At 70.9% G+C, this 24,869-nt stretch carries 22 protein-coding genes and 1 riboswitch; of the genes, 12 read left to right on the forward strand and 10 right to left on the reverse strand.

Annotated elements, in window-relative coordinates; translation table 11 throughout:
- Positions 1-19: 19 nt before the first annotated feature.
- The 7 genes from C7C46_RS16275 to C7C46_RS16305 form a co-directional block, all read right to left on the reverse strand.
- A complete protein-coding gene (locus tag C7C46_RS16275) occupies positions 20-1,120 on the reverse strand; it encodes an ABC transporter ATP-binding protein (protein WP_110670274.1) in 1,101 nt (366 codons plus the stop codon).
- A 22-nt stretch (positions 1,121-1,142) separates the two neighbouring features.
- Complete coding sequence (locus tag C7C46_RS16280; protein WP_110670275.1) at positions 1,143-2,198, reverse strand: ABC transporter ATP-binding protein; 1,056 nt, start codon at positions 2,196-2,198, stop codon at positions 1,143-1,145.
- Entirely contained in the window at positions 2,195-3,205 is a 1,011-nt protein-coding gene (locus C7C46_RS16285; protein ID WP_110670277.1) for an ABC transporter permease, read from the reverse strand. The genes C7C46_RS16280 and C7C46_RS16285 overlap by 4 nt, the downstream gene beginning before the upstream one ends.
- Positions 3,206-3,320: 115 nt before the next feature.
- Positions 3,321-5,087 (reverse strand): ABC transporter substrate-binding protein, encoded by a 1,767-nt coding sequence (locus C7C46_RS16290; protein ID WP_110670278.1) that lies wholly within the window; start codon positions 5,085-5,087, stop codon positions 3,321-3,323.
- Between the two features lie 59 nt (positions 5,088-5,146).
- Positions 5,147-6,148: an ABC transporter permease gene (locus C7C46_RS16295; RefSeq protein WP_110670280.1), complete on the reverse strand. Its 1,002-nt coding sequence runs from the start codon at positions 6,146-6,148 to the stop codon at positions 5,147-5,149.
- 318 nt (positions 6,149-6,466) lie between these two features.
- Positions 6,467-7,318, reverse strand: coding sequence for an enhanced serine sensitivity protein SseB C-terminal domain-containing protein (locus C7C46_RS16300; protein ID WP_110670282.1), 852 nt, complete (start codon positions 7,316-7,318; stop codon positions 6,467-6,469).
- A gap of 41 nt (positions 7,319-7,359) precedes the next feature.
- The gene (locus C7C46_RS16305; protein ID WP_181442381.1) at positions 7,360-8,169 is read right to left on the reverse strand and encodes an enhanced serine sensitivity protein SseB C-terminal domain-containing protein; all 810 of its coding nucleotides are present in this window, start codon (positions 8,167-8,169) and stop codon (positions 7,360-7,362) included.
- A 171-nt stretch (positions 8,170-8,340) separates the two neighbouring features.
- Positions 8,341-8,442, forward strand: a riboswitch (glycine riboswitch).
- Positions 8,443-8,589: 147 nt separating this feature from the next.
- Between C7C46_RS16305 and gcvT the strand changes: the two genes are divergently transcribed.
- The 12 genes from gcvT (at position 8,590) to C7C46_RS35955 (ending at position 21,558) form a co-directional block, all read left to right on the forward strand.
- Complete coding sequence (gcvT, locus tag C7C46_RS16310; protein ID WP_110670286.1) at positions 8,590-9,708, forward strand: glycine cleavage system aminomethyltransferase GcvT; 1,119 nt, start codon at positions 8,590-8,592, stop codon at positions 9,706-9,708.
- Between the two features lie 84 nt (positions 9,709-9,792).
- Positions 9,793-10,176 (forward strand): glycine cleavage system protein GcvH, encoded by a 384-nt coding sequence (gene gcvH / locus C7C46_RS16315; protein WP_110670288.1) that lies wholly within the window; start codon positions 9,793-9,795, stop codon positions 10,174-10,176.
- 82 nt (positions 10,177-10,258) lie between these two features.
- Positions 10,259-11,527 (forward strand): serine hydroxymethyltransferase, encoded by a 1,269-nt coding sequence (gene glyA / locus C7C46_RS16320; protein WP_110670289.1) that lies wholly within the window; start codon positions 10,259-10,261, stop codon positions 11,525-11,527.
- A 183-nt stretch (positions 11,528-11,710) separates the two neighbouring features.
- Positions 11,711-13,078, forward strand: coding sequence for an L-serine ammonia-lyase (locus C7C46_RS16325; protein ID WP_110670291.1), 1,368 nt, complete (start codon positions 11,711-11,713; stop codon positions 13,076-13,078).
- Positions 13,079-13,220: 142 nt separating this feature from the next.
- Complete coding sequence (locus C7C46_RS16330; protein ID WP_110670293.1) at positions 13,221-13,619, forward strand: hypothetical protein; 399 nt, start codon at positions 13,221-13,223, stop codon at positions 13,617-13,619.
- A gap of 28 nt (positions 13,620-13,647) precedes the next feature.
- Positions 13,648-15,840: a hypothetical protein gene (locus C7C46_RS16335; RefSeq protein ID WP_110670295.1), complete on the forward strand. Its 2,193-nt coding sequence runs from the start codon at positions 13,648-13,650 to the stop codon at positions 15,838-15,840.
- Positions 15,841-15,850: 10 nt separating this feature from the next.
- Entirely contained in the window at positions 15,851-16,969 is a 1,119-nt protein-coding gene (locus C7C46_RS16340; protein ID WP_110670297.1) for an SPFH domain-containing protein, read from the forward strand.
- Complete coding sequence (locus C7C46_RS16345) at positions 16,966-18,012, forward strand: serine/threonine protein phosphatase (RefSeq protein WP_245984452.1); 1,047 nt, start codon at positions 16,966-16,968, stop codon at positions 18,010-18,012. The genes C7C46_RS16340 and C7C46_RS16345 overlap by 4 nt, the downstream gene beginning before the upstream one ends.
- Entirely contained in the window at positions 18,009-19,187 is a 1,179-nt protein-coding gene (locus C7C46_RS16350; RefSeq protein WP_245984453.1) for a protein kinase domain-containing protein, read from the forward strand. Before C7C46_RS16345 ends, C7C46_RS16350 begins: the two co-directional genes overlap by 4 nt.
- 28 nt (positions 19,188-19,215) lie before the next feature.
- Positions 19,216-19,920: a vWA domain-containing protein gene (locus C7C46_RS16355; RefSeq protein ID WP_110670299.1), complete on the forward strand. Its 705-nt coding sequence runs from the start codon at positions 19,216-19,218 to the stop codon at positions 19,918-19,920.
- A gap of 27 nt (positions 19,921-19,947) precedes the next feature.
- Complete coding sequence (locus C7C46_RS16360) at positions 19,948-20,379, forward strand: hypothetical protein (protein ID WP_110670301.1); 432 nt, start codon at positions 19,948-19,950, stop codon at positions 20,377-20,379.
- Positions 20,380-21,126: 747 nt separating this feature from the next.
- Positions 21,127-21,558 (forward strand): hypothetical protein, encoded by a 432-nt coding sequence (locus C7C46_RS35955; protein ID WP_220040637.1) that lies wholly within the window; start codon positions 21,127-21,129, stop codon positions 21,556-21,558.
- A gap of 17 nt (positions 21,559-21,575) precedes the next feature.
- On the opposite strand, the gene C7C46_RS16370 is transcribed toward C7C46_RS35955, so the two are convergent.
- The 3 genes from C7C46_RS16370 to C7C46_RS16380 all read right to left on the reverse strand — a co-directional run bounded on the left by C7C46_RS16370 (position 21,576) and on the right by C7C46_RS16380 (position 24,814).
- Complete coding sequence (locus C7C46_RS16370; protein WP_425470084.1) at positions 21,576-22,112, reverse strand: ATP-binding protein; 537 nt, start codon at positions 22,110-22,112, stop codon at positions 21,576-21,578.
- Positions 22,113-22,207: 95 nt separating this feature from the next.
- Entirely contained in the window at positions 22,208-23,428 is a 1,221-nt protein-coding gene (locus tag C7C46_RS16375) for a L,D-transpeptidase (RefSeq protein ID WP_110670307.1), read from the reverse strand.
- Between the two features lie 129 nt (positions 23,429-23,557).
- Positions 23,558-24,814, reverse strand: a complete 1,257-nt coding sequence (locus C7C46_RS16380; protein ID WP_245984454.1) for an Ig-like domain-containing protein — start codon at positions 24,812-24,814, stop codon at positions 23,558-23,560.
- Positions 24,815-24,869: the final 55 nt, after the last annotated feature.

Consider the following 24,869-nt stretch of genomic DNA (forward strand, 5'->3'; position numbering starts at 1 on the left):
CCTGTCCGGCCGCAGGGGACTACGGAGTCGTCACCTGGTTCTCGGGGCTCTGCTGATTCTCGGGGAAGTGGCACGCCACCTGTTGCCCCGGGCTCAGCAGCTCCAGCAACGGCTCCTGCTCGGCGCAGATCTCCTGCGCCTTCCAGCAGCGGGTGCGGAACCGGCAGCCGGAGGGCGGGTTGATCGGCGAGGGCACGTCCCCGGTGAGCAGGATCCTCCCCCCGCCCTCGCCGGGAGCTGCCCCCACCCGCCGCTCCTTGCGCCGCGGGTCCGGCACCGGCACCGCGGAGAGCAGCGCGGTGGTGTACGGGTGGGCCGGCCGTGAGTAGAGGGTGTCCCGGTCCGCGACCTCCACGATCTTGCCCAGGTACATCACCGCCACCCGGTCCGAGACGTGCCGGACCACCGAGAGGTCGTGCGCGATGATCAGGTAGGTCAGCCCGAGCTCGCGCTGCAGGTCGTCCAGGAGGTTGACCACCTGGGCCTGGATCGACACGTCGAGCGCCGAGACCGGCTCGTCCGCCACGATCATCTTCGGCTTGAGCGCCAGCGCCCGGGCGATCCCGATCCGCTGCCGCTGACCGCCGGAGAACTCGTGCGGGTAGCGGTTGTAGTGCTCGGGGTTGAGCCCGCACAGCTCCAGCAGGTCCTGCACCGCGCGCTTGACGCCGTGCTCGGTGGCCACCTTCTGCAGCTTGAACGGCGCCCCGACGATGGTGCCCACGGTGTGCCGCGGGTTCAGCGAGGAGTACGGGTCCTGGAAGACGATCTGGATGTCGCGGCGCAGCGGCCGCATCGCCGCCGCTCCCAGGTGGGTGATGTCGCGGCCCTCGAACTCCACGGTGCCGCCGGTGGGCTCGTCCAGCCGGGTGACCAGCCGGCCCATGGTGGACTTGCCGCAGCCGGACTCCCCGACCACGCCCAGGGTCTCCCCCGGGTGCACCGCGAAGCTGATCCCGTCCACCGCGCGCACCGCGCCGACCTTGCGGCGCAGCACGCCGCCGCCCTTGATCGGGAAGTGCCGCACCAGGTCGGTGACCTTGAGCAGCGGCGCGCGCTGCGGGTCGCGCTCCGGGGAGGGCGTGGGCGAGGGCACCGCGGCGGGCTGAGTATCCGTCATGATACGTACAACTCCAGGAAGTTCAGAGCCGGGGCGCGATCTGCTCGGCGAAGATCCGGTGCCGGTCGGCGATCGGCAGGTGGCAGGCGGCGTGGTGTCCGGGCGCGGCCTCGGCCAGCACCGGCCGTTCGCCGGCGGACCGGCCGCCGGTCAGCTCGGCGTACGGGCAGCGCGGGTGGAAGGCGCAGCCGCTGGGCACGTTGATCAGGCTCGGCGGGGTGCCGCCGACCGGCACCAGCCGCTCCTGCAACGGGCGGTCCAGCCGCGGCATCGATCCCAACAGGCCCCAGGTGTAGGGGTGCTCGGGCGCCTCGAACAGGGTCGTGGCCGGGCCGCGCTCGACGCACCGGCCGCCGTACATCACCAGGATGTCGTCGGCCAGCTCGGCCACCACGCCCAAGTCGTGGGTGATGATGATGACGGCGCTGCCGAACTCGCTCTGCACGTCCCGGATCAGGTCCAGGATCTGGGCCTGCACGGTGACGTCCAGCGCGGTGGTCGGCTCGTCGGCGATCAGCAGCTGCGGGTTGTTGACCAGCGCCATGGCGATCATGGCCCGCTGGCGCATGCCGCCGGAGAACTGGTGCGGGTAGTCGTCCACCCGGCGGTCCGGCTGCGGGATGCCGACCCGGTCGAGCATCTCGATCGCGCGCCGGCGGGCCTCCCGCTTGGTCCCGCCCGGGTGGTGGGCCAGGTAGGCCTCGACGATCTGCGCGCCCACCGTGTAGAGCGGGTGCATCGCCGTCAGCGGGTCCTGGAAGATCATCGCCATCTTCTGGCCGCGCAGCCGGCGCACCCGGTCCGGGTCGGCGCCGACCAGTTCCTCGCCGTCCAGCCAGATCTCGCCGCTGATCCGGGCCCGCCGCGAGCGGTGCAGGCCCATGATGCCGAGCGAGGTGACCGACTTGCCGGAACCCGACTCGCCGACGATGCCCAGGGTGCGGCCCTCGGCGAGGTCAAGGCTGACCCCGTCCACCGACTTCACCAGGCCGTCGTCGGTGTCGAAGTGGATGCGCAGGTCGCGCAGGGCCAGGAAGGCGTCGCCGGGACGGCGGGCGTCCTCGGGCTGGACGGTCATGACAGCCTCACCCGGGGGTCGACGGCGGCGTACAGGAGGTCAACCAGCAGGTTGCACAGGATGACGAAGAAGGCGGCCACCAGGGTCACGCCGAGGATCTTGGGCAGGTCGTTGTCGCCGATCGCGGCCACCGCGAAGGCGCCGATGCCCTGCAGCGAGAAGACCGTCTCGGTGATCACCGCGCCGCCCAGCAGCAGACCCAGGTCCATGCCGAAGATGGTCAGCAGCGGGGTGAGCACGGCCCGCAGCCCGTGCCGGACCACCACCTTGCGTTCGATCAGGCCCTTGGCCCGCGCGGTGCGGATGTAGTCCTCGTTCATCGTGTCCAGCATCTCCGAGCGGGTCAGCCGGGCGTAGAGCGCGGAGTACAGGAAGGCCAGCGAGATCCAGGGCAGCACCATGTTGCGCGCCCAACTCAACGGATCGTCCGTGAAGTTGACGTAGTGCAACTTGTCGAAGATCGGCCACTGGTAGCTGAACAGGAAGAGCAGCAGGGCACCGGTGAAGAAGATCGGCAGCGACACGCCGGCCAGCGACACGCTCATCGCGAGCCGGTCGAAGATCGAGCGCGGCCGCAGGGCGGAGACCACACCGGTGGCGACGCCGGCCAACACCCAGAGCACCGCGGCGCCGATCGCCAGCGAGATGGTCACCGGCAGCCGGCTCTGGATCTCCGGCCAGACCTCCAGGTGGTTCTTGAAGGAGTAGCCGAAGCACGGCACGTGGCAGGTGGTCGCGTCGGGGCCGTACTTGTACTGGGCCCCGAGGACCAACTGCTTGATGAACCGCGCGAACTGGATGTACAGCGGCTGGTCGAACCCGAGGTTCTTCTTGATCGCCACCATCGCCTCGGGCGAGGGGTTCTTGCCGATGTACTGGGCGGCGAGCTGGTCGGCGGTCTCGCCCGCCAGGCGGGGGAGCAGGAAGAAGATGCCGAAGGTGACCGCGCTGACGACCAGCAGCAGTACCAGGGCCGCGAACGTCCTGCGGATGATGTAGGCCAACACGGTTGGACGGCTTTCGGATGTCCCGCCCCCGCCCGGCCGCCCCTAGTGGGGGCGGACCGGACGGGAACGGGCACCGCTCGCCTTCACCTGCCTTCAGGGATGGTGAGCCAGGCTCTTACTTGGTGGTGCCGATGTTGAGGTAGTCGTACTCACCGCTGAACGCGGAGGTGGAGACCAGGTTGGTCGCGGTGTCCGAGCGGTACAGGAAGACCTTGAAGTCGGTCAGCGGCACGATCACCGCGTCGTCCATGACCTGCTTGTCGATCGCGGCGTAGTCCTTCTCGCGGGCCGCCTTGTCGGCGTTGGAGCCGGCGTCGTCGAGCAGCTTGTTGACCGCGGGGTCGTTGAGCTGCGACAGGTTGCTGTTGCCGGAGTCCTTGATCGCCCGGCCGTCCACGATCTGCTGCAGGAAGCCGTAGCCGGTCGGCCAGTCGGCGCCCCACTGCATCATCATCAGGCCGACGCCCTTGGAGTTGATGAAGTTCGGCACACCCGCGTAGTCGGAGAAGTACTTGCCCTGCGGGAACTGCTGGATGTCGGCCTCGATGCCGATCGTCTTGAGCTGGCTCTGGATCGCGGTGGCGGCGGCGATCTCGGCCTTGCGCTCGGTGCGCGCGATCAGCGTGGTCTTGAAGCCCTCCGGGTGGCCGCAGGCCTTCAGCGCGTCCTTGGCCTTGCTCGCGTCGCCCTTGTTGCCGGCGGTGGCGAAGGGGGCGATGTCCGCGTGGCCGGGGATGTCGGGCGGCAGCACGCTGGTGGCGATCTGACCGCGGATCGGGCCGCCCTCGGCAGTCTGCACCGCGACCTTGTCGATCGCCAGCTGGACGGCCTTGCGGCAGTCGGTGTTGTCGAACGGCGCCTGGTGGCTGTTGATCGCCATGTAGACCAGTCGGCCGCCGTAGGCGTTGTCGGTCTTGGCCTTGAGCTTCGGGTCGAGCAGGATCTTGGCCTGGGTCTGCGGGTCGACCCCGCCGCCGACCAGGTCGACCTGGGCGTTGCCCGCGATCAGGTCCTGGTCGATGGTGGCCTGGTCGATGTTCATCTTCAGGTCGATCTTGTCGGCCAGCTGCTTGCGCAGCGGGTCGGTGCTCGCGTCCCAGTTGGTGTTGGGGACCAGCACCGCTTCCTTGCCGTCCGCGTAGGACTGGAACTTGTAGCTGCCGCTGGAGACGATGTGCTTCACGTACCCGGCGCCGTCGTCCTTGGGCTGCGGGACCGGCGCGGTCTGCGGGGCGCTGACCAGGTAGTCGAAGTCGGCGAACGGCTGCTTGAGGTGGAAGACGACGGTGGTGTCGTCCGGAGTCTCGATCGACTTCAGGCCGTCGGGGCTCTTGTCGTCGTACGGACCCTGGTACGGGGTCGCGTTGTCGACCAGCAGCTCCTGGAAGTAGGTCGGCCCGTTGGAGTTGACCTTGGGAGCGAAGTTGGAGCGCTCCACCGCGTACTTGACGTCCTTGGAGCTGATCGGGGTGCCGTCGTCGTACTTCAGCCCGCTGCGCAGGTGGTAGGTCCAGGTCAGGCCGTCGGCGCTGACCTGGCCCATGCCGGACGCCAGGTCCGGGACCAGCTTGTTGCCGTCCTGGCCGGGGCCGGGGGCGAAGGTGGTGAGCGGACGGGCGTACAGCCGCGAGAAGTTGTAGATGTAGGCGTAGTACGTGTTGCCCGGGTCGAGCGAGTCCGGGGTGCCCTTCATCTCGTAGGTGACCGTGCCGCCCTTGTGGTCGGAGGCGTTCACGATGCCCTTGGTGGCGGCGTCCTGGCCGCCGGCACCGGCGCTGCCCGAGGGCGCGGCGGAGCCCCCCTTACTGCTGTCGCAACCGCTCAGCACCAGCGCGGCGGTGGCGGCCACCGCGGCCAGGACGAGCGTACGGGATCGGCGCATGGCTGGATCAACCCCTTGGTAGTGGAGTGGAACGTGAGGGAACAGCTGGGTGGTGGGAGTCAGTTGCTACGCGGGTCGAGCGCGTCGCGCAGTCCGTCGCCGAGCAGGTTGAAGGCGAGCACGGTGAGGAAGATGGCCAGGCCGGGGATGACCAGGTACGAGGTGTCCACCTGGTAGTAGGTGATCGCGTCGTTCATCATCCCGCCCCAGGAGGCCTGCGGGGCCTGGATGCCGACGCCCAGGAAGCTGAGCGCGGCCTCGAAGAGGATGTTGGTCGGGATCAGCAGGGTCGAGTAGACCAGGATCGGCCCGACCAGGTTCGGCAGCAGCTCCTTGAACAGGATCAGCGGGCCGCGGGCGCCCAGCGAGCGGGCCGCGAAGACGAACTCCCGCTCGCGCAGCGAGAGCGTCTGACCGCGCACGATCCGGCCCATGTAGGGCCAGTTGAAGAAGCCGATGACGAAGATCAGCACCGCGATGTGCAGCGGCAGCCCGTGCAGTCCGAAGGCACCGCCCTGCAGCGTGGCCGAGATGGAGATCGCGAACAGCAGCAGCGGGAAGGCCAGGAAGGTGTCCATCACCCGGCTGATCACGGTGTCCACCCAGCCGCCGTAGTAGCCGGCGACCACGCCGAGCACGGTGCCCAGGGTGTTGGAGAGCACGGTGGCGCCGAAGGCCACCAGCAGCGAGACCCAGGAGCCCTCGATCAGCCGGGCCAGCAGGTCGCGGCCCTGCAGCGGGTCGATGCCCAGCGGGTGGTCCAGGCTCATCCCGCCGAACGAACCCAGCGGCAGGCCGCCGAGGTTGGGGTCCAGCAGGTCCGAGTGCGGCACGTTCGGGTCCAGGCCGAAGACGGCCTCGATCGGCTTGGCCAGCACGGCCAGCAGCACCAGCAGGATCACCACGACGCCGCCGGTCATCGCCGCCTTGTCCCGCTTGAAGCGGGTCCAGGCGATCCTGCCGAGCGAGCGGCCCTCGATCCGGCCGGGCGCACTGGCGGCGCCGGTCGTGCCGGGCTCGCCCGGTGCGGGTGCGGTGGTGGCGATGGGTGGTGTGGTCATGGGCAGTTGCGTCCCCTCGCCGACAGTTCGTCGGCCCAAGGCGGCCCGCGGGCAGGCATGACGGTTTCAGGTCCAGGTCAGGACCTGCTTGCCATGGTGCCCCGGCTGCTCGGCTGGTGCGGTGCGCAGAACTCTTCACGTTCCCGACAGCGTCGCGCCAGCCCCCATTGGTGAAGGATGCCCAACTGTGATCTACCGATCTTCGTGATCGATAAACCCGACGGGTCGTCGGATTCCGGTGTTCGGGCAGCCGACAACACCAGTCTCCGGTACGGTTCGTGGACGACCGGAGCAAATGTCAGGTGGTTCGCCGACTGGTCAGCGGCCGAGCCAGGGCGGGGCCGGCCAGCCCGGCTGGGGCTGGGGCTGGGGCTGGCCGTGCGGGTAGCCGTACCCGGTCGGGTACGGGGCCGGCGTCGCCTCACGGTGGTAGAACGGCCGCGCGTTGGCGCGCATCCACAGCGCCACCGGGTCGTAGTCGTCGCTCATCGCCACCGTGGAGACCGCCAGACCGGCCGGCGCCTGCGCGATCGCCCGCTGCATCAGGGCACGCACCGCCTCCACCGCCGGCGGCGAGGTGTCGTAAAGCTCCAGGCCGATCGCCAGGTACGGATCCCCCAGCACCGGCCGCACCCAGGCCCGGCGCAGCGCCCGGACCGGACGCACCGACGGCGCCTGGTGCTGCAGCAGCCCGAAGAACGGCTCGGTGCCCGGCAGCTGGGGCTCGCTCAGCTGCAGCGGACCGGCCGGCAGCCGGTCCAGCCCGGCGGCCACCCGGCGCAGGTCGGCCCACGGCACGCCGACCCCGCCGCCGGGCGCGTGCGGGTTGAGCCACAGGCCCCAGCGGGTGCGGTGCAAGGTGGCGGCGATCTCCCGGCCGGAGATCACCTCGTGCGCCCGGGACCAGCCGCTGGCGGCCAGCTGCTCGGGCGAGGTGGCGGCCGGCGCGTAGCCCAGGCCGCCGATCTCCATGTTCCCGTACTGTGCGTCGGGGCTGCCCGGGCTGCCGTGCCACAGCAGCATCCAGACCCGGCCCTCGGCGAGGGTGCGCAGCAGGTGCTCGTACGCCTCCCAGCGCTCTGGGGCGACCTGTTGCAGCGCGCGCTCCAGGGCGCCCGGATCGCCCGGTGCCGGCCCCCACGGCCCCGGTCCGCCCGTCGCTCCCGTCACTGCACGCGCCCCTCTCTCGCCTGGCCCATCACCGGTCCGACTCAGCCCCGCTCGTAGAACGGCCGGACCTGGTGCAGCATCCAGTCCACCACCGGGTCCGCCGCCAGGTCCAGCAGCACGATGTGCACACCGCCGGGCAACGGGGCGGCGCCGAGCGCCCGGCCGAGCGCCGCGTTGGCCTGGGCCGGGTCGGCCGGTGCCGCCGGGTCCAGCTGCACGCCGACGAAGAGCACGGTCGGCTCGCCCTCGACCGAGGCCAGCGCCCGACGGGCCGTCAGCACGCCGGGCAGCGCGGCGAGTTCCGCGCGGACCGCGGCCAGGAAGGCGACCGGCTCCTCGGCCGGCTCCGGCTCGCGCAGCGCGACCCGGGCGCCCTCGGGCAGCGGCGCGCCGGTGGCCGGGTCCCAGCGGTCGGCCTGCGGGCCGCGGCGCAGCTCGGCCACCCCCTCCGGCGGCACCGGCAGGCCCACCGGAGCCTCGGGGTTGACCGCGATGCCCAGCCCGAGCGGCAGGCCGCGGGCGAACTCCCAGACCGGGGCCACCGCGCAGCTCATCCCCGGGGCGTGCCGCAGGAACTGCTCCTCGGAGGAGAAGACCGGCACGTACGGGGTGCCGGCCAGCTCCATGGTCGGCAGGTCCAGGGCCTGCCCCCGCGGATCGGCGCCGACCGGCAGCGGGATCCACACCTGGCTGCGGGCCAGCACCTCGATCAGCCGGGGGGTGGCGCCGGGATCGCCCAGGGCCGCGGTCAGCACCTGCTCCAGCTCGTTCGCGGGCCACCCGCTGCCGGCCGGCGCCTGACCCGGCTCGGCCCACCCGGGCCCCGCCGCGGCGTACCCCTGACTCTCCATCCGCCCCTGCCCGCTCGTCACGCAGTCCGTCCGGTAGCAGCCTACCGACCCCCGGGACGCCGGACCCCCCTCCCGTCCCGGCCGACGGCATGCCATGATGTGCGCGCAGCACGAAGTCCTCCGCGCTCTTCGCGGGACCGAATCCGCAGGACCAATTTCATACTGGCCGCTCGAACCCGCGCGGGAGAGTCCGGAAGTGCCGCTGGCACAGGCCGGCGCCGAAGGAGCAAGTCCTCCCCGGAATCTCTCAGGCACCCATACCGCGTGGGCGAGGCGAATCTGGAAAGTGGAACACGGCCGTGCCGTGCGCCCACCCACGGTGCAAGCCGCGCCATGCTGGTCGCGGTGAAGCTCTCAGGTTTGACGACAGACGGGGAGACTCCACCCTGACCTGCCTGTTTCCAGACCGGGAGTCCCGCCATGTCCCCGCGCCTGACCGCGCTCGACGCCCTGCACCGCGCCCTCGGCGCCACCATGACCGACTTCGCCGGCTGGGACATGCCGCTGCGCTACGGCAGTGAGCGCGAGGAGCACCTCGCCGTCCGCACCAAGGCCGGTCTCTTCGACCTCTCGCACATGGGCGAGATCACCGTCTCCGGTCCGCAGGCCGGTGAGCTGCTGGACCACGCGCTGGTCGGCTTCATCTCCGCGCTCGGCGTGCTGCGGGCCCGCTACACCATGATCTGCCGCGAGGACGGCGGGATCCTGGACGACCTGATCGTCTACCGGACCGCCGAGGACGAGTACATGGTGGTCGCCAACGCCTCCAACGCCCAGGTGGTGCTGGACGCGCTGACCGAGCGCGCGGCCGGCTTCGACGCCGTGGTGCGCGACGACCGGGACGCCTACGCGCTGCTCGCGGTCCAGGGCCCGGCGGCCAACGCGATCCTCTCCTCGGTCACCGACGCCGACCTGCCCGGCCTGAAGTACTACGCGCTGCTGCCGGCCACCGTGGCGGACAGGCAGGTCTGGCTGGCCCGCACCGGCTACACCGGCGAGGACGGCTTCGAGATCTTCTGCGCCCCGGCCGACGCCGAGCACCTGTGGCAGGCGCTCACCGCGGCCGGCACCCCGCACGGCCTGGTCCCGGCCGGACTGTCCTGCCGCGACACGCTGCGCCTGGAGGCCGGCATGCCGCTGTACGGGCACGAGCTGGACACCTCGCTGACCCCGTTCGACGCGGGCCTGGGCCGGGTGGTCCGGTTCGACAAGACCACCAACGGCGGCGAGTTCGTCGGCCGCAAGGCGCTGGAGGCGGCCGCCGCCCAGGCCGAGGCCAACCCGCCGCGGGTGCTGGTCGGCCTGGTCTCCGAGGGCAAGCGGGTGCCGCGCGCCGAGTACGCGGTGGTGGACGCGGCCGGCGCCCCGATCGGCCGGATCACCTCCGGCGCCCCCTCCCCCACCCTCGGCAAGCCGATCGCCATCGCCTACCTGGACGCCGCCCACGCCGCCCCCGGCTCGGCCGTCGCGGTGGACGTGCGCGGCAAGCACGAGCCGGTCGAGGTCGTCGCGCTGCCGTTCTACAAGCGCGCCCGCTGACCCGAGGCAGTCCCGTTCCGCACGCGCTGTCCGGTCTCCGGACAGCGCGCGATCCCCGCTTCCCACTGATGGAGAATGAGCCCCATGAGCAACCCGCAGACCCTGCAGTACAGCAAGGAGCACGAGTGGCTGACCGCCGCCGACGCTGACGGCGTCTCCACGGTCGGCATCACCGAGCACGCCGCCGGCGCGCTCGGCGACATCGTCTACGTGGACCTGCCCGCCGTGGGTGACACCGTCACCGCCGGCGAGACCTGTGGGGAGCTCGAGTCCACCAAGTCGGTCAGCGACCTGTACTCGCCGGCCAGCGGCGAGGTCGTCGAGGTCAACCAGGACGTCATCGACGACCCGGCGCTGGTCAACTCCGCTGCCTTCGAGGGTGGCTGGCTGTTCCGGGTGAAGGTCACCGCGACGGACGAGCTGATGAGCGCCGACGAGTACACGGCCTTCACCTCCGCCGCAGGCTGACCGACCTTCGGGGGGGGCGGCCGCAGCGCGGCGGCCGCCCCGCCCGGTAACCCCCCGCACCGCCCCACGGGAAGACGCCACCATGACGGTTCTCAACCAGTCCCTGCACGCTCTCGACCCGGAGATCGCCGCCGCGGTCGACGCCGAGCTGCACCGCCAGCAGTCCACCCTCGAAATGATCGCCTCCGAGAACTTCGCGCCGGTCGCGGTCATGGAGGCCCAGGGGTCGGTGCTGACCAACAAGTACGCCGAGGGCTACCCCGGCAAGCGCTACTACGGCGGCTGCGAGCACGTCGACGTGGTGGAGCAGATCGCCATCGACCGGATCAAGGCGCTGTTCGGCGCCGAGGCCGCCAACGTGCAGCCGCACTCCGGTGCCCAGGCCAACGCCGCCGCGATGTTCGCGCTGCTGCAGCCGGGTGACACCATCCTGGGCCTGAACCTGGCCCACGGCGGCCACCTGACCCACGGCATGAAGATCAACTTCTCCGGCAAGCTCTACAACGTGGTCGCGTACCACGTGGACGAGCAGACCAACCTGGTCGACATGGAGGAGGTCGAGCGCCTGGCCAAGGAGCACCAGCCCAAGCTGATCGTGGCCGGCTGGTCCGCCTACCCGCGCCAGCTCGACTTCGCCGAGTTCCGCCGGATCGCCGACGAGGTCGGCGCCTACCTGATGGTGGACATGGCCCACTTCGCCGGCCTGGTGGCCGCGGGCCTGCACCCGTCCCCTGTGCCCTACGCGGACGTGGTCACCACCACCACCCACAAGACCCTGGGCGGGCCGCGCGGTGGCGTGATCCTCTCCAAGGCCGAGCTGGCCAAGAAGATCAACTCCGCGGTCTTCCCCGGCCAGCAGGGCGGCCCGCTGGAGCACGTGATCGCCGGCAAGGCGGTGGCCTTCAAGGTCGCGGCCACCCCGGAGTTCAAGGAGCGCCAGGAGCGCACCCTGGAGGGCGCCAAGATCCTGGCCGCCCGCCTGCTCCAGGAGGACGCCAAGGCCGCCGGTGTCTCGGTGCTCTCCGGTGGCACCGACGTCCACCTGGTCCTGGTCGACCTGCGCAACAGCGAGCTGAACGGCCAGGACGCCGAGGACCGGCTGCACGAGGTCGGCATCACGGTCAACCGCAACGCGGTGCCGAACGACCCGCGCCCGCCGATGATCACCTCCGGTCTGCGGATCGGCACCCCGGCCCTGGCCACCCGCGGCTTCCAGGCCGCGGACTTCACCGAGGTCGCCGACGTCATCGCCGAGGCCCTGCTGCCGGCCTTCGACGAGGAGAAGAAGACCGCGCTGAAGGCCCGCGTCTCCGCGCTGGCCGAGAAGTACCCGCTCTACCCGGAGCTGTAGGACCTGTCCGACAGGTCAGGGCCTGTCCGACAGGCCCTCGTCCCACCAGCGGGCCCGTGCTCGGCGTCACCACGCCGGGCCGGCCCGTTCTCCCGGGGCACCGCGCACACTGGAACGTGAGCCGGTGCCCCGCGCCGTGTCTCCTTCACCTCCGGTCCACGAGACCAGACAAGGACGTCCCCCGTGGCCATCAGCGTCTTCGACCTCTTCTCCATCGGCATCGGCCCCTCCAGCTCGCACACCGTGGGTCCGATGCGGGCCGCCCGGATGTTCGCCCGCCGACTGCGCTCCGAGGGCCTGCTGGACCAGGTGGTCTCGGTCAAGGCCGAGCTGTTCGGCTCGCTCGGCGCCACCGGCCACGGCCACGGCACCCCGAAGGCGGTGCTGCTGGGCCTGGCGGGCAACTCGCCGCGGACCGTGGACGTGGCCAAGGCCGACCTGGACGTGGAGCGGATCCGCGAGCTGCGCCGGCTCTCCCTGCTCGGCAGCCACGAGATCGACTTCGACCCCGACACCCAGCTGGTGCTGCACCGGCGCCGCGCGCTGCCGTACCACGCCAACGGGATGACCCTGGTGGCCCGGGACGGGGCCGGCGCCGACCTGCTCACCAAGACCTACTACTCGGTGGGCGGCGGCTTCGTGGTCGACGAGGACGCGATCGGCGCCGACCGCGTGGTGCCGGACGACACCCAGCTGCGCTACCCGTTCCGCACCGGCGAGGAGCTGCTCCGGCTGACCCGGGAGACCGGCCTGTCGATCTCCGGCCTGATGCTGGAGAACGAGAAGGCCTGGCGCTCCGAGGACCAGATCCACACCGGGCTGCTGGAGATCTGGACCGTGATGAAGGAGTGCGTCAGCGCCGGCATGAGCCGCGAGGGCATCCTGCCCGGCGGCCTCAAGGTGCGCCGCCGCGCCGCGGCCGGCGCCCGGGCGCTGCGCGCCGAGGGGATCGGCCCGGCCAACGCGATGGAGTGGGTCACCCTCTACGCGATGGCGGTCAACGAGGAGAACGCATCCGGCCAGCGGGTGGTCACCGCCCCGACCAACGGCGCGGCCGGCATCATCCCCGCGGTGCTGCACTACTACCAGAACTTCATCCCGGGCGCCGACGACGAGGGCATCGTCCGCTTCCTGCTCGCGGCCGGCGCGATCGGCATGCTCTTCAAGGAGAACGCCTCCATCTCCGGCGCCGAGGTGGGCTGCCAGGGCGAGGTCGGCTCGGCCTGCTCGATGGCGGCCGGCGGCCTGGCCGAGGTGCTCGGCGGCACCCCCGAGCAGGTGGAGAACGCGGCCGAGATCGGCATCGAGCACAACCTGGGCCTGACCTGCGACCCGGTCGGCGGCCTGGTCCAGATCCCGTGCATCGAGCGCAACGGCATGGCCTCGGTCAAGGCCGTCACCGCCGCCCGGATGGCCCTGCGCGGCGACGGCCGCCACCACGTCTCGCTGGACAAGGCGATCAAGACGATGAAGGAGACCGGCGCCGACATGAAGATCAAGTACAAGGAGACCTCACGCGGCGGCCTCGCGGTCAACGTCATCGAGTGCTGATCGGACGGTTCCGTGACCGCCTCGCAACGGCCTGTGTCCCCACTCGGATGAATTCCGACCAGCCGATCCCGTAGAGTTTGCGCTCGGTAGGCGTAGCGCTACAGCAGGCCTACGGGATGACACGGTCATGGGGGCGACAGTCATGGACCCGATCAGCGCCACCGCTATTGCGGCAGCGGCCATTGCAGCCAAGAGCACTCTCGAAGCGGCGGCCCAGGAGGCAGGCAAAGCCTCCTGGGGTGGCGCGGCGCGCGTCGTCGAGCGGATCCGGGCCCGGTTCGGCGGGGACCGCCAGGCGCAGCAGGTGCTGGAACGCGCCCAGCGGAACCCGCAGGACGAGTCGGCGACAGCACTGCTGCGGGCACTGCTGCAGTCCCTCATGCAGGGCGACCCCGTCTTCGCCGACGAACTGCGCACGCTGGTCGACGACGCGGTAGCCGCCCAGGGTCCAGCGGGTTCGGCGGTGAACGCGGCCGTGATCAAGAACGTCCAGGTGAACCAAGGCCCGGTCGAGGTCCACGGCGACCTGAACTTCAACTGACCGCACCGCGAGAGCACTGGTCGAAGACGTGGACACATCTGCCACCCCGCCGACCGACGGGTCGCCGTCCGACCGGACCCCCGGGGCCGCCGCGCCCCCGTCCACCGGCTCGGCACCGGCTCCGGCGCCGCCCGCCGACGGGCCACTGAGCGAGGCGGACGCGCTGCGTCAACTGGCCGGCACCGTCGAGCCGGACCCGGACCGCGAAGAGAGCGCACAGGCCGCCGCGATCGCAGGACTGATCGCCGAGCGCCTGCAGGGATCGGCCTCCGGCCTGACCATCGGCACCCTTGCCATGTTCCAGGACACGGTCAGCTTCGGCGGCAGCTTCAACGCCGCCGGCCGCTCCGCCGCCGCGGACCACGGGCGCTCCGCACTGGTTCGGATCGAGGCCGACGAGCAGACCGGTTTCGTCACGCACTTCCTCCAGCCGCCGGGATACGCCACTGCCGCCAAGGTGCTGAGTGAGCGTCACCTTCTGGTACTGGCCGCGCCGCCGGGCACTGGGCGCGAGGCGGCCGCGGTGAACCTGGTGGCCGAGGCGCTGGCGCTGCACGGCGCAAGCGACGGCGGCACGAGCTATTGGGTCACCGAACCCGAGGCGATAGCCGGAACCGACTGGCACCCGCCCCACCAGGAGGCCGGCTACCTGCTGGTGGTCGACGATACCGAGGCGGGCCGCGACTTCACGGCCCGGACCGTGGACACCCACTGGCTGGTCGCCCTCGGAGCCCGGCTGAAGGCCGCCCGAAGCTTCCTGGTGCTGGTCACCGGACCAGCCCGGGGCGCCCTGGCCAGGACGGCGGATCGGTCCGATCAGGTCAGGACCGACCTCGGCATGGTGGACCCGGCGGGGGTACTGCGCCATCGGGTCCTTGGCCACCAAGCCACCGACGCAGAACACGCCCAGCTGGAAAGGCTGTTGGCCGATTCCGGTGCCGCCCGGGCGCTGCGCGAGCAGCCCACTCCCGCCGTGGCGGTGCGGCTCGCCGGTGTACTGCGGGCCGGGGGCGACCTGGCCCGCGAGGTTGCGCTGGTGCGCGACCCCAGTGAGCAGGTGCACCGCTGGTTCGTCCACCACGATGATCCGGCCACGGTCTGCTTTGCCCTGGCCGCCGCGGTGCTGGAGGACTGCGGGTACCTCACCGTCGCCGATGCGGCGCTGCGCCTGTATGCGTCGGTGGCCCCGCCGGAGGCTTCGCCGTACGGCATCCGGTTCCTGGACCGGCTCGCTCAGGAGCAGCCCTGGATCTCGATCAATCCCTCGGACTCGGCTTCCGGCCCGCCCCGGGTGGCGTTCCGCAGTGAGCTGATCGGGCAGTCCTTGCTGAGCCACGCCTGGACCTACCAGGACGGGCAACGCGACGCCTTGGTCGGCTGGCTCCGCTCGCTGCTGGTCCACCCGGACGTCACAGTGCGGGCCAAGGCGGCGGTGGCCGCCGGCATCCTGGCTTGGAGCGACCACGAGCACGCGGTGCACCGCTTCCTGCGAAGCTGGGCCGGGAGCGAGGCCGGGCCGGTGCGCCAGGCTGCCGCCAGCGCGTTGACCGTCGTGGCCAGCCGCGCCGAACTGACCGAATGGGTCTGGGACCTGCTGGACGGCTGGGTCGACGGTGGCCGGTCCACCGTCGACCGGCGGCTCGCCAAGACCGCAGCGACGGCGGTCGGCGGCGTGCTCGGCAAGCATCAACCCCACCGGGCCCTGCGACTGCTGCGCACCGCGCTGGACTGGCAGGGTGACTGGGGCAACCTGACCACGGTCGCCTGGAGCTGCCTCGCGTTGATCGAGCAGGACCGCGAACGCGACGTGCTGACCGCTCTTTTGTCCTGGTCCGCCGCTCAGGACCGATCTCCGATGGTGGCCAAGTCGCTCTCGGTGTTCCTATTCACCGCCGGCCGCACGGACTCCGGTGACGGTGTTCCGACTCTGCTCCTGCGGGCCCGTGAGCTGCGACCGGAACTGACCGAGCTGTGGGCCCGCGCACTGGGCCGCCGACCGATTCAGGACCAGGCCCTGCCAATCCTGCGGGAGTGGGTGGACTGCTACCGCAAGGACGACCGCACCGCGGCTGAACTGCGCGCGCTGATCGGCCGGGTGGCCGCACTGCCGGGCAAGCACCGCGAGCGGCTCACCTACTACTTGGACCGATGGTCGCGGGACCGCGACCAGCCCTCCCCCGGCGCTGCGGCGCTGCTCGATGTGGTGGAACGACTCCCCTGAGGAGCTGCTCATGACCCAGTTGACCTACGACCCCGTGCTCAGCTGCGTGGACGTCGCGCCGCTGCGCCTGCTGAACCCGCTGCGCTCACCGGAGCCGGGGCGAGCCCTGGTGCTGGTTCCGCACTCCGGATCAGCCGTCACCGTGCGCCCAGGGGAGAGTGTGCCCTCGGCCCGGTTCGGCGGCTACTACAAGGCCTACACGGTGGACCTGACGGACCACCGCCTCGCCCTCGCCATTCCACTGCTGAGCCGGGACGTGTCATTCGCCTTCCAGAGCTCGGTGACCCTGACCTGCCGAGTGACCGACCCGGCCGAGGTGGTGGCCCGCGGGATCCGCGACATGAGCGGGGCCCTGTTCGAGGCCGTACGGCGGATCCTGCGCACGGTCTCCGCCCGGTACGACATCTCGGAGTTCCACCAGGCTGAGCAGGCGCTCAACGAGGCGGTTCGCGGCCTGGACGGTGACGGCGCGATCCGGCTGGCCGACATCCACGTCGAGCTGCTGGTGGACGCCGACGAAGCGGCCGGCAGCGGACGCGAGTTCCGTGCGGTGGCGCGGGAGACCCGGCTGGGGTCGATGCGGCGGCACCGGCACCTGGACATGATGCGCGAGGAGGGGGTCGAGGGCCTGCTTGCCGAGCTGGTGGAGAAGGAGGGGGCGCCGGCGGCGCTCGCCTGGATCGAGAAGGCCGAGGCCGCTGAGCGAACCGAACTCTTCTCCACGCTGAAGCTGGTACTGGAGCGCGGCGACGCGGAGCGTGAGCCCTACGAGATCGCCGCGACCGAGAAGTTGGTGATGGAGCGGATGCTCGGCGGCTCCGCGGCACCGTTCGGCGGTACCCGCAGCAGGTTGCGCGGCTCCCTCGCGCTACCTGCCCCCGCCGGGCTCGAGTCGTCCGCCCCAAGCCACCCGGCAGACCCGGCACCCGACCGCGCGGCGGCGCTGGCGGGCGAGGTGGTCAGCCGCCGCACCTGTGAGCCGCCGGAGGACGAGCCGGTGGCGCGCCCGGCGTCGACGCCGCCACCGACCGGCGGTGCGCCGGAACCCGCACCCGAGCCGGTGGAGATGACCGCTCCGGTCAGCCGGGTACGTGGACTGCGTCCGCGAAACGGTGGTGGGGCCCGATGAGCACCCCCGCAGCCCTGCCGGCGCTCGCCCCGCCGATTCCGCGTCAGATCGCGCTGGCACACTGTGAATCGGACTACCTGGCGCTGAGCGTCTGGCTGGAGCGTCGTCCTCAGCTCGGCGAGGACGCCGAGCCGTTGGTGCTCCACCACCGTCCCAGCGGCAGCGGGCTGCTGGCGGTGTTCGACGGCTCCGGCGGTTCCGGGTCCAGCGCCGCCTGGCAGGATCCACGCGGCCACACCCGCACCGGGGCCTGGGTGGGCTCCCGGGTGGCCCGGCTCGGAGCCGAGCGCTGGTTCGCCCAGCACGTCGAGCAGGCCGCCGAGCCGGACGCCGAGTCATTGCAGGAGCAGTTGCGCGACCTGCTGACCCGGGTCCAGTCGCCGACCCGCAGCAAGGTGATCGGTAGCATGCGCCGACAACTGCCCACCACCATGGCGGCGATCAGCTATCGGCCGCAAACGGGTAGCCATCTGGTCGAAGCGCTGTGGGCCGGCGACTCGCGTGGCTATGTGCTGCGGCCGGAAACCGGACTCCACCCACTGACCCGGGATCACACAGAGGAGACCGACGCACTCGTCCAGCTGACCCAGGATCCGCCGATGACCAACGTGCTCAGCGCGGACCGCGCGTTCGTGGTCGCCACCTCCGGCATCCAGACGCGCTCGAAGTGCGTGATGATCTGTGCCACCGACGGCTTCTTCGGGTACGTCAGCACGCCCGCCGACTTCGAGCTGCACCTGCTGACGACACTGGCCGGCGCCGGAACTATGCACGAGTGGGCGCAGGCCCTGGCCGCGCGGGTGGCGACCTACACCGGCGACGACGCGTCGCTCGCGCTGGTGGCGGTGGGCTACCCCGGGTTCGACGAGCTGCGGGCGACCTTCACGGGGCGGACCCATCAGATCCTCGCGTGGCTGACTCCCCGGCCCGACCCGGATGACCAGGAGCGGATGCGCCAGTGGCGTGAGCAGCGTTGGGCCGAGTACCGGACGGAATACGAAAAGTTCATGCCGCCGATTCCCGTACCGGAGGAGGAGCAGTGAAGAAGGACGGGCTGGTAAACGGCTACCGTATCGTCAGCTCACCCACCAACGCCGGTGGTGGCAAGTGCCTGTGGGCCTTCGCCGAGAAGGACGACACCCAGTACTTCATCAAGCAGTTCCTGAAGCCGAAGCGCCCTGGCCCGAGCTCGCCCGGCAGCGAGCAGAGCAAGCGCCGGCGTCTGGCCCTGTGCGAGGAGTTCGAACAGCGCCACCGCGCGATCATGCGAGTGCTCACCCCGGACATGCCGGGCGGCGGGCACTTGGTTCTCGCCACCGACTTCTTCGCTGCCGGTAGCACCTACTACAAGGTGACCGCCCGGATCGACACCTCGACCCTGGACCAGCCGCAGAGCCTCGACCCGCGCCACAAGGCCGTGCTGCTCAAGACCCTGATGGTCAGCCTGCAACTGCTGCACGGCATCGACGTGGTGCACGGCGACCTGAAGCCGGCGAACGTGCTCATCCAGAAGCAGGGGACAAGCGCCTTCTACGTCGCCAAGCTGATCGACTTCGACGACTCCTACCTGAGCGGGAACCCACCCGCCCCGGACGAGATCGCCGGTGATTCGCTCTACGGAGCGCCCGAATGGCTGCGCTACCTCCAGCAGGACCCGTCGGTGAAACCGCGCGAACTCACCTGCGCGGTGGATATCTTCGCTCTCGGCCTGATGATTCATCAGTACCTGACCGGAGGACTTCCCGGCTACCTGGACCGGTACAGCTCGCCGGCCGACGCGCTCAACGCAGGAGCTGAGCTCGTGCTGGACTCCCGCCTGACCGACCAGATGCGCGGCCTGCTCCGGGGCATGCTCGCGGCCGACCCGCGGGCACGGCCGCGAGTGGGAACGGTGCTCACCGCGCTCAAGGACCCGGAGGTGTGCGAACTGCGGTACCGCCGGCCCGGCACCTCGCGGTCGGCGGTGCCCCCGCCCTCCGCCCCGGCGCCGGCCGAGGTCACCCATACCACTGGCCCCGGCGAGCTGCCTCTCAGCCGGGTTCGCGGAATCGCCCGGCTCGTGCCGCCGGAGCTGGCTACCTGTCCGCCGGTCGCAACGGAGCCCGCGGCACCGCCGACGCCCGTCACGCCGCCCGCCCCCGAACCGCCCGGCGCCGCCACTGAGCCGGAGGCCCCAAAGTCCCGAGTGCGGATCCGCCTGCGCGACCCACGAAGCTGACCGCCCTGAGCCAATCGAGGAGTAACCCATGAGTTCCACCGACCAGTACCGCGGCAACCTGCAATACGCCGTGGACATCGTGCTGTGCGTCGATGCGACCGGGAGCATGAACCCGGTGCTCGACGCCGTCAAAAACAGTGCGGCCAGCTTCCACGAGCGGCTGACCACGGTCATGGAGGAGAAGGGCAAGTCGATCAGCCAGCTGCGGATCCGCACCATCGCCTTCCGCGACTTCGGTGATCAGGTCGACGACGCCATCGAGGCCACCGACTTCCACCAGTTGCCCGAACAGGCCGACCGGTTCCAGTCCTTCCTGCGCGGAGTGGTCGCCACGGGTGGCGGTGACATCCCCGAGTCCGGTCTGGAGGCCCTGGCGCTGGCGATCAACTCACCCTGGGAGACAGGGCTGGACCGGCGTCGCCACGTGGTGGTCATGTTCACTGACGCACCCGCGCACCCGCTCGGCGGCCCTCACTCGAAGCTGAACGGCTACCCGGCGGTGGTGCCCCGCAGCCAGGACGCCCTGTTTGAGCAGTGGGGTTACGCCAAGACCCAGACCGCCGTGATGGAGCAGTCCGCGAAGCGCCTGGTGCTCTTCGCGCCCGACGAGGCCCCCTGGAACGGGATCGGCGAGGAGTGGGACATGACGCTGCACTTCCCGTCCAAGGCCGGCGACGGCCTTAAGGAGTTCGAGATGACGGAAATCATCGAGACCATCGCGAACAGCCTGTAGCCCCGGATGACCGAGCCATATGATCGAGTGAACTGCGACGGAGCCACCCTGACGCTGACGGCCGACATGCTGCGGGTGGCCTTCCAGGACCGTAACGGCCTGCTGGAGATGCCGCCGTACTGGTGCCGCCGGGTCGACATTCAGGTAGCTGACGATCAGTCGGCGATTCAGATCGTGCTCAGCTTCGCACCCTCGGACGAGGGTGCGGAGCAGCCGTGCGCGTTCGTTTCGCTCCGACTGCGCGCCGCAGTCGACCAGCTCGACCACGCCCGAGCGCTGGCCGCCCGGGTGCAGCCCGAGCCAGAACTGCCGGACGACGAGTCGTCGGTCTTCCTCGCATCGCCCCTCGGCCGGGTACCGCCGGACGATCCCGACTGGATCTGCTTCAAGTCGCCCGCGGACTCCGAGGAGCTGTACACGGCTGTCATCGAGCACCTGGCAGTCCGCACCACCGATTAGGTCCGGGAACACTCGGGGAGGGCAACGGTAGTGGCAGGTCCGACGTGGCAGTGCGCCGACTGCGAGACGTACAACGAGCCCGGCAGGATCAACTGCATGGTCTGCGACGCCGCTCGGCCGGCCGCGGCCAGGCCCTCGCCCAGGACGACTGGGCCCCGGACCACGGCGGCCAGGACCGCAGCATCCAAGACCACGGCATCCAAGACCGCGACGGCCAAGAAGGCGACGCCGACCAAGACCGCGGCCGCCAAGGCAGCCCCCGAGAAAACCGCCCGCCCGTCCGCAGTCGTGCCGAAAGCCGGTTGGACCTGCTCGGAGTGCGGCACGAACAACAGTGCCACGGACCTGAAGTGCATGGTCTGTGACACACCCTGGCGGGCCACTCCTCGCAGAAAGCCGTCGCCGGCCAAGGCAACGCCGCCTTCCAAGAAGGCCGCGCCGCCGCGCCGGGCCCCGGACGTGGCGGGGCCCGCAACCCGCGCCAGCTCCGCCAGCCCCTGGACCACCGCTGCACCGCCGCCCAGGACGCCCAGGAGCCCAGGCACCTCGACGAAGGGCCTCTTCTACGCGCCCCCACCCAGCACGGGGTACATCCCGGAGGCGGCCGCCGCCCCGAGCACCCCCCGCCCTGCCGCCCCGCCGCCCCGCGGCGGCCCCTCGCCGTACAGCCCACCGGGCTCCCCCTTCCGCCCCCCGACGAGTTACCCGGCCCCGAAGAAGCGGAGTCGGTGGGGATCCAAGCTGGCAGTGCTGCTGGTGCTGGGGGCGCTCGCCTACTCTGTCCTGCAAGTGCTCCACACAGCCGGGTCCCGCCACGGCGCCCCCTACGGGTCGGCCAGGGGCTCCGGGACGCCAAGCGCACACGCGGCCACCGCGTGTGCGCAGCGGATCGCAAGCCAGCTGCCGAACGGCTCCGGCGCGGAGCTGGTGACCGCCTACCGCACCAGCAACAAGCAGATCACCCTCTGCCGCACGGGCGGGGGAACCCTGTACTACTTCGGCGAGTTCACCGGACGCCCGGACACCGGGCTCGCCATGCCCGCGACGCAGACGGCCGACGGCTTCACCGCTGACAACGGCCCGTACCACTACCGGATCAGCGGAAACACCGTCACCGTGACCGAGAACGGCAAGCTGATCGGCCAGGAACAGCTCACCGCTGTCTCGTCCCCACAGTAGGCGGGACAAGACGCGGGTCAGCGTTCGCGGATCTTGAGCTCGAACCAGACGCCCTTGCCGCGGGGGAGCAGGTCGGCTCCCCAGCGGTCGGCGAGGGTGTTGACGACGACCAGGCCGTTGCCGTACTCGGCTCCCGGTTCGGCGACGATGAGGCAGGGCAGGGCGCGGGAGGAGTCGCGGACCTCGATGCGCAGCCAGCCGGGGCGGCGCAGCATTCGCAGGCCGATGGTGCGCCCGCCGGTGTGGCGCACCGCGTTGGCGACCAGCTCGGCGGTGAGTAACTCCACCACCTCCACCAGGTTGGTCAGCCCCCAGGAGCGCAGCACCGAGAGCACCAGCTTGCGGGCCAGCGGGCCGGACTCGCCGCGCGAGGGCAGCCGCACCTCCTGGTTGCCGGCCGGATCGCGCAGCCGCGGCAGCCCCGCCCGCTCGAGTTCCCACGGGGTGAGCCGCTCCAGGGCCGCGAGCGCCGACCGCCCAGGCTCCGGCGGAGCGTCGGCGGCGGCGCCGCGATTGAGAAGTGCTGACTGATCGACTTCGCCCCATCCCGCCATGCGCACCATCATTGCGGTTCGCAGCGGCTCATGTACGGACAATGACGAAACGATCACTATTCGATTGGCATATGACCCGGGCGGTTCGGATCGCCCTACCAGGTGCTCCAGGGCATGTTCCAGCCGCTCAGGCCGTTGTCGGGGGCCACCTGGTCGCCCTTGGAGTTGACGACCTTCACCACATCTCCCACCTGGGAGGCGTCGTAGAACTTGGCCGCGGGGGTGTCGGTGCCGCCCTGGTCGCCCGGGGCATCCTCCAGGCCCACGCAGCCGTGGCTGACGTTCACGGAGCCGAAGGTGGCGTGCGAGGACCAGTTGTTGCCGTGCACGTAGGTGCCCGAGTCGGTCAGCCGCATCGAGTGCGGCACCTGGAGGTCGTACTCGCCGGGCTTGAGGCCCGGCACCGAGGCCGAGGTCATGTGGGCCGTGCCCTCCTTGGCCTCGATCACCATGGTGCCGTTGTAGGTCGGGTGGTCGTTGGAGCCGGAGCTGATCGGGACGGTCTCCACGTCCTGGCCGTCGCGCTGCACCACCATGGTGTGCGCGGCCGCGTCCACCGTGCTGATCTGCGCGTGGCCGATGGTGAAGGACTCGTCCCGGTCCGAGCCGCCGTAGACACCGGGGGCGACCTCCACGCTCTTCAGCCGGATGTGCACCTTGACCGTGGTGCCCGGCTTCCAGAAGTTCTCCGGCCGCAGGTCCAGGCGCTGGTTGCCCATCCAGTGGCCCTTGACCTGGGTGCCGTCGGAGGCCTCGAAGGTGATCGCGCCGGCGACCGCCTTGGTGTTCTTGATCGGCCGCCCGAAGTCGAACGAGACGATCATGCCGACCCCGTAGGTCGAACCGGTCACCACGTTGTCCTGGCTGCGCGAGGTCTCGGTCGGGGTGAGGGTGCTGAAGCTGCTGCTCGCGCTGGTGGCCACGCCGTTCGCGTCGGCCGCCTCGGCCTTCACCTGGAAGCTGTCGGAGACCGCGAGCGGACTGGCCGGCGCCCAGCTCAGGCCGTCGGCGGCGATGCTGCCCGGCACGCTCTGGCCGGCCTTGTCGGTGACCGTGACCTGGGTGAGCTTGCCGCTGGTCACGCCGACCTTGAAGGCGCTGGGGGCGGCGTCCTGGGTGCCGCTCTTCGGCTCGATGTCCACCACGGCGGCCGAGGTCTTCGGCGCGGCGGAGCTGGCCGGTGCGGCCGGGCCGGTGCCCCCGCCGGCCGGGTGGCTGGAGGCCGAGTCCACGTGCCCGCCACCGCTGCCACACGCGGTGGCCAGCAACATGGTGGTGCCGACCGCCAGCGCCGCACCGAAGCGTATCGAGCGCATTCCTCTACTCCCCTTGCCAGATGTTCTCGTACTACCTTCACGTTCCCGGGGGCCGGACGGTTCCCCGGGAATCGAACGGCCCGTACCGGAGGATGTCCCGGTACGGGCCGTCGGGTCAGGCGAGGTCCGCTACCACTGGCTCCACGGCAGGGTCCAGCCGCTCAGCCCGTTCGAACCGCTGACCGTCTTGCCCTTGGAGTTCTTCACGATGACCACGTCGCCGACCATCGAGGAGGCGTAGAACTTGCCCGCCACCGAGTTGGCGTCGCCGCCCTTGCCGTCCTGCAGGCCGATGCAGCCGTGGCTGGCGTTGGAGACGCCGAACGCGTTGCCCCAGTAGTTGCCGTGCACGTAGGTGCCCGAGTCGGTCAGCCGCATCGCGTGCGGCACGTCCGGCACGTCGTACTCGGAGCCGACCACGTTGGACACGGTGGCCGAGTTCATCCGGGTGACCAGTTCCTTGCCCTCGATCACCATGGTGCCGTTCCACGACGGGTTGTCGTCGTTGCCGGCGGTGATCGGCAGGGTCTGCACCACCGCGCCGTCGCGGGTCACCGTCATCTTGTCGCTGGCGGCGTCCGCGGTGGAGACCTGCGAGCGGCCGACGGTGAAGGACTCGTCGCGGTCCGTGCCGCCGTAGACGCCGGGCGCGACCTCCACGCTCTTCAGCTTGTAGTGGATGGCCACCTTGGTGCCCGGCTTCCAGTACTGCTGCGGGCGGAAGTCGAGCCGGCGGCTGCCGAACCAGTGGCCCTTGACCTGGGTGCCGTCGGAGGCCTCGAAGACGATGCCCTTGACGACGTCGTCCTTCTTGACGACGTCCTTGTTGAAGTTGACCGACACGATCATCCCGACGCCGTAGGTGGCGCCGGTAGAGACGTTGTCGTTGGCGGAGACCGTCTTGGCCGGAGTCAGGGTGGTGAACGAGGAGTCGATCGCCGACTGCAGGCCGGCGGCGTCCACCGCCTGGGCGTTGACCTTGTAGAGCATGCCGACCGCCAGGGCGCCGCCCGGCGTCCAGCTCAGACCGTCGGAGGCGATGGTGCCCGCCACCGCGTTCCCGTCCTTGTCGGCCACCGAGACCTGGGTCAGCTTGCCGTTGGTCACCGACACCTTGACCGCGCCGCTCGGTGCGACGTCCTGCGCTCCGTCCTTGGGGTCCACGGACACCACGGCGGCCGACAGCTTCGGCGAGGCGGAGCCCCCCGGCGCCGCGCTGGCGCCCGGCGAGCCGTCCCCCGACCCGCTCGCCTTGGTGTCGTCCGGACCGCAGGCGGACGCCAGTACCAGCACACCGCCCGCCAGCAGTGCGACGGCGACCCGTCGGGCCCCGACCCGACTGGTCCTGCTGCCTCTCGCGGCCTGCGCCGCCTGAACCGGCTCCACTGAGCGGCTCCCCTCCCGTTTCGTCCCTGACCGGGCCGCATGCGGGCCCGCGCGA

Source organism: Streptomyces tateyamensis (assembly GCF_003205575.1).
GTDB classification, from domain to species: domain Bacteria; phylum Actinomycetota; class Actinomycetes; order Streptomycetales; family Streptomycetaceae; genus Kitasatospora; species Kitasatospora tateyamensis.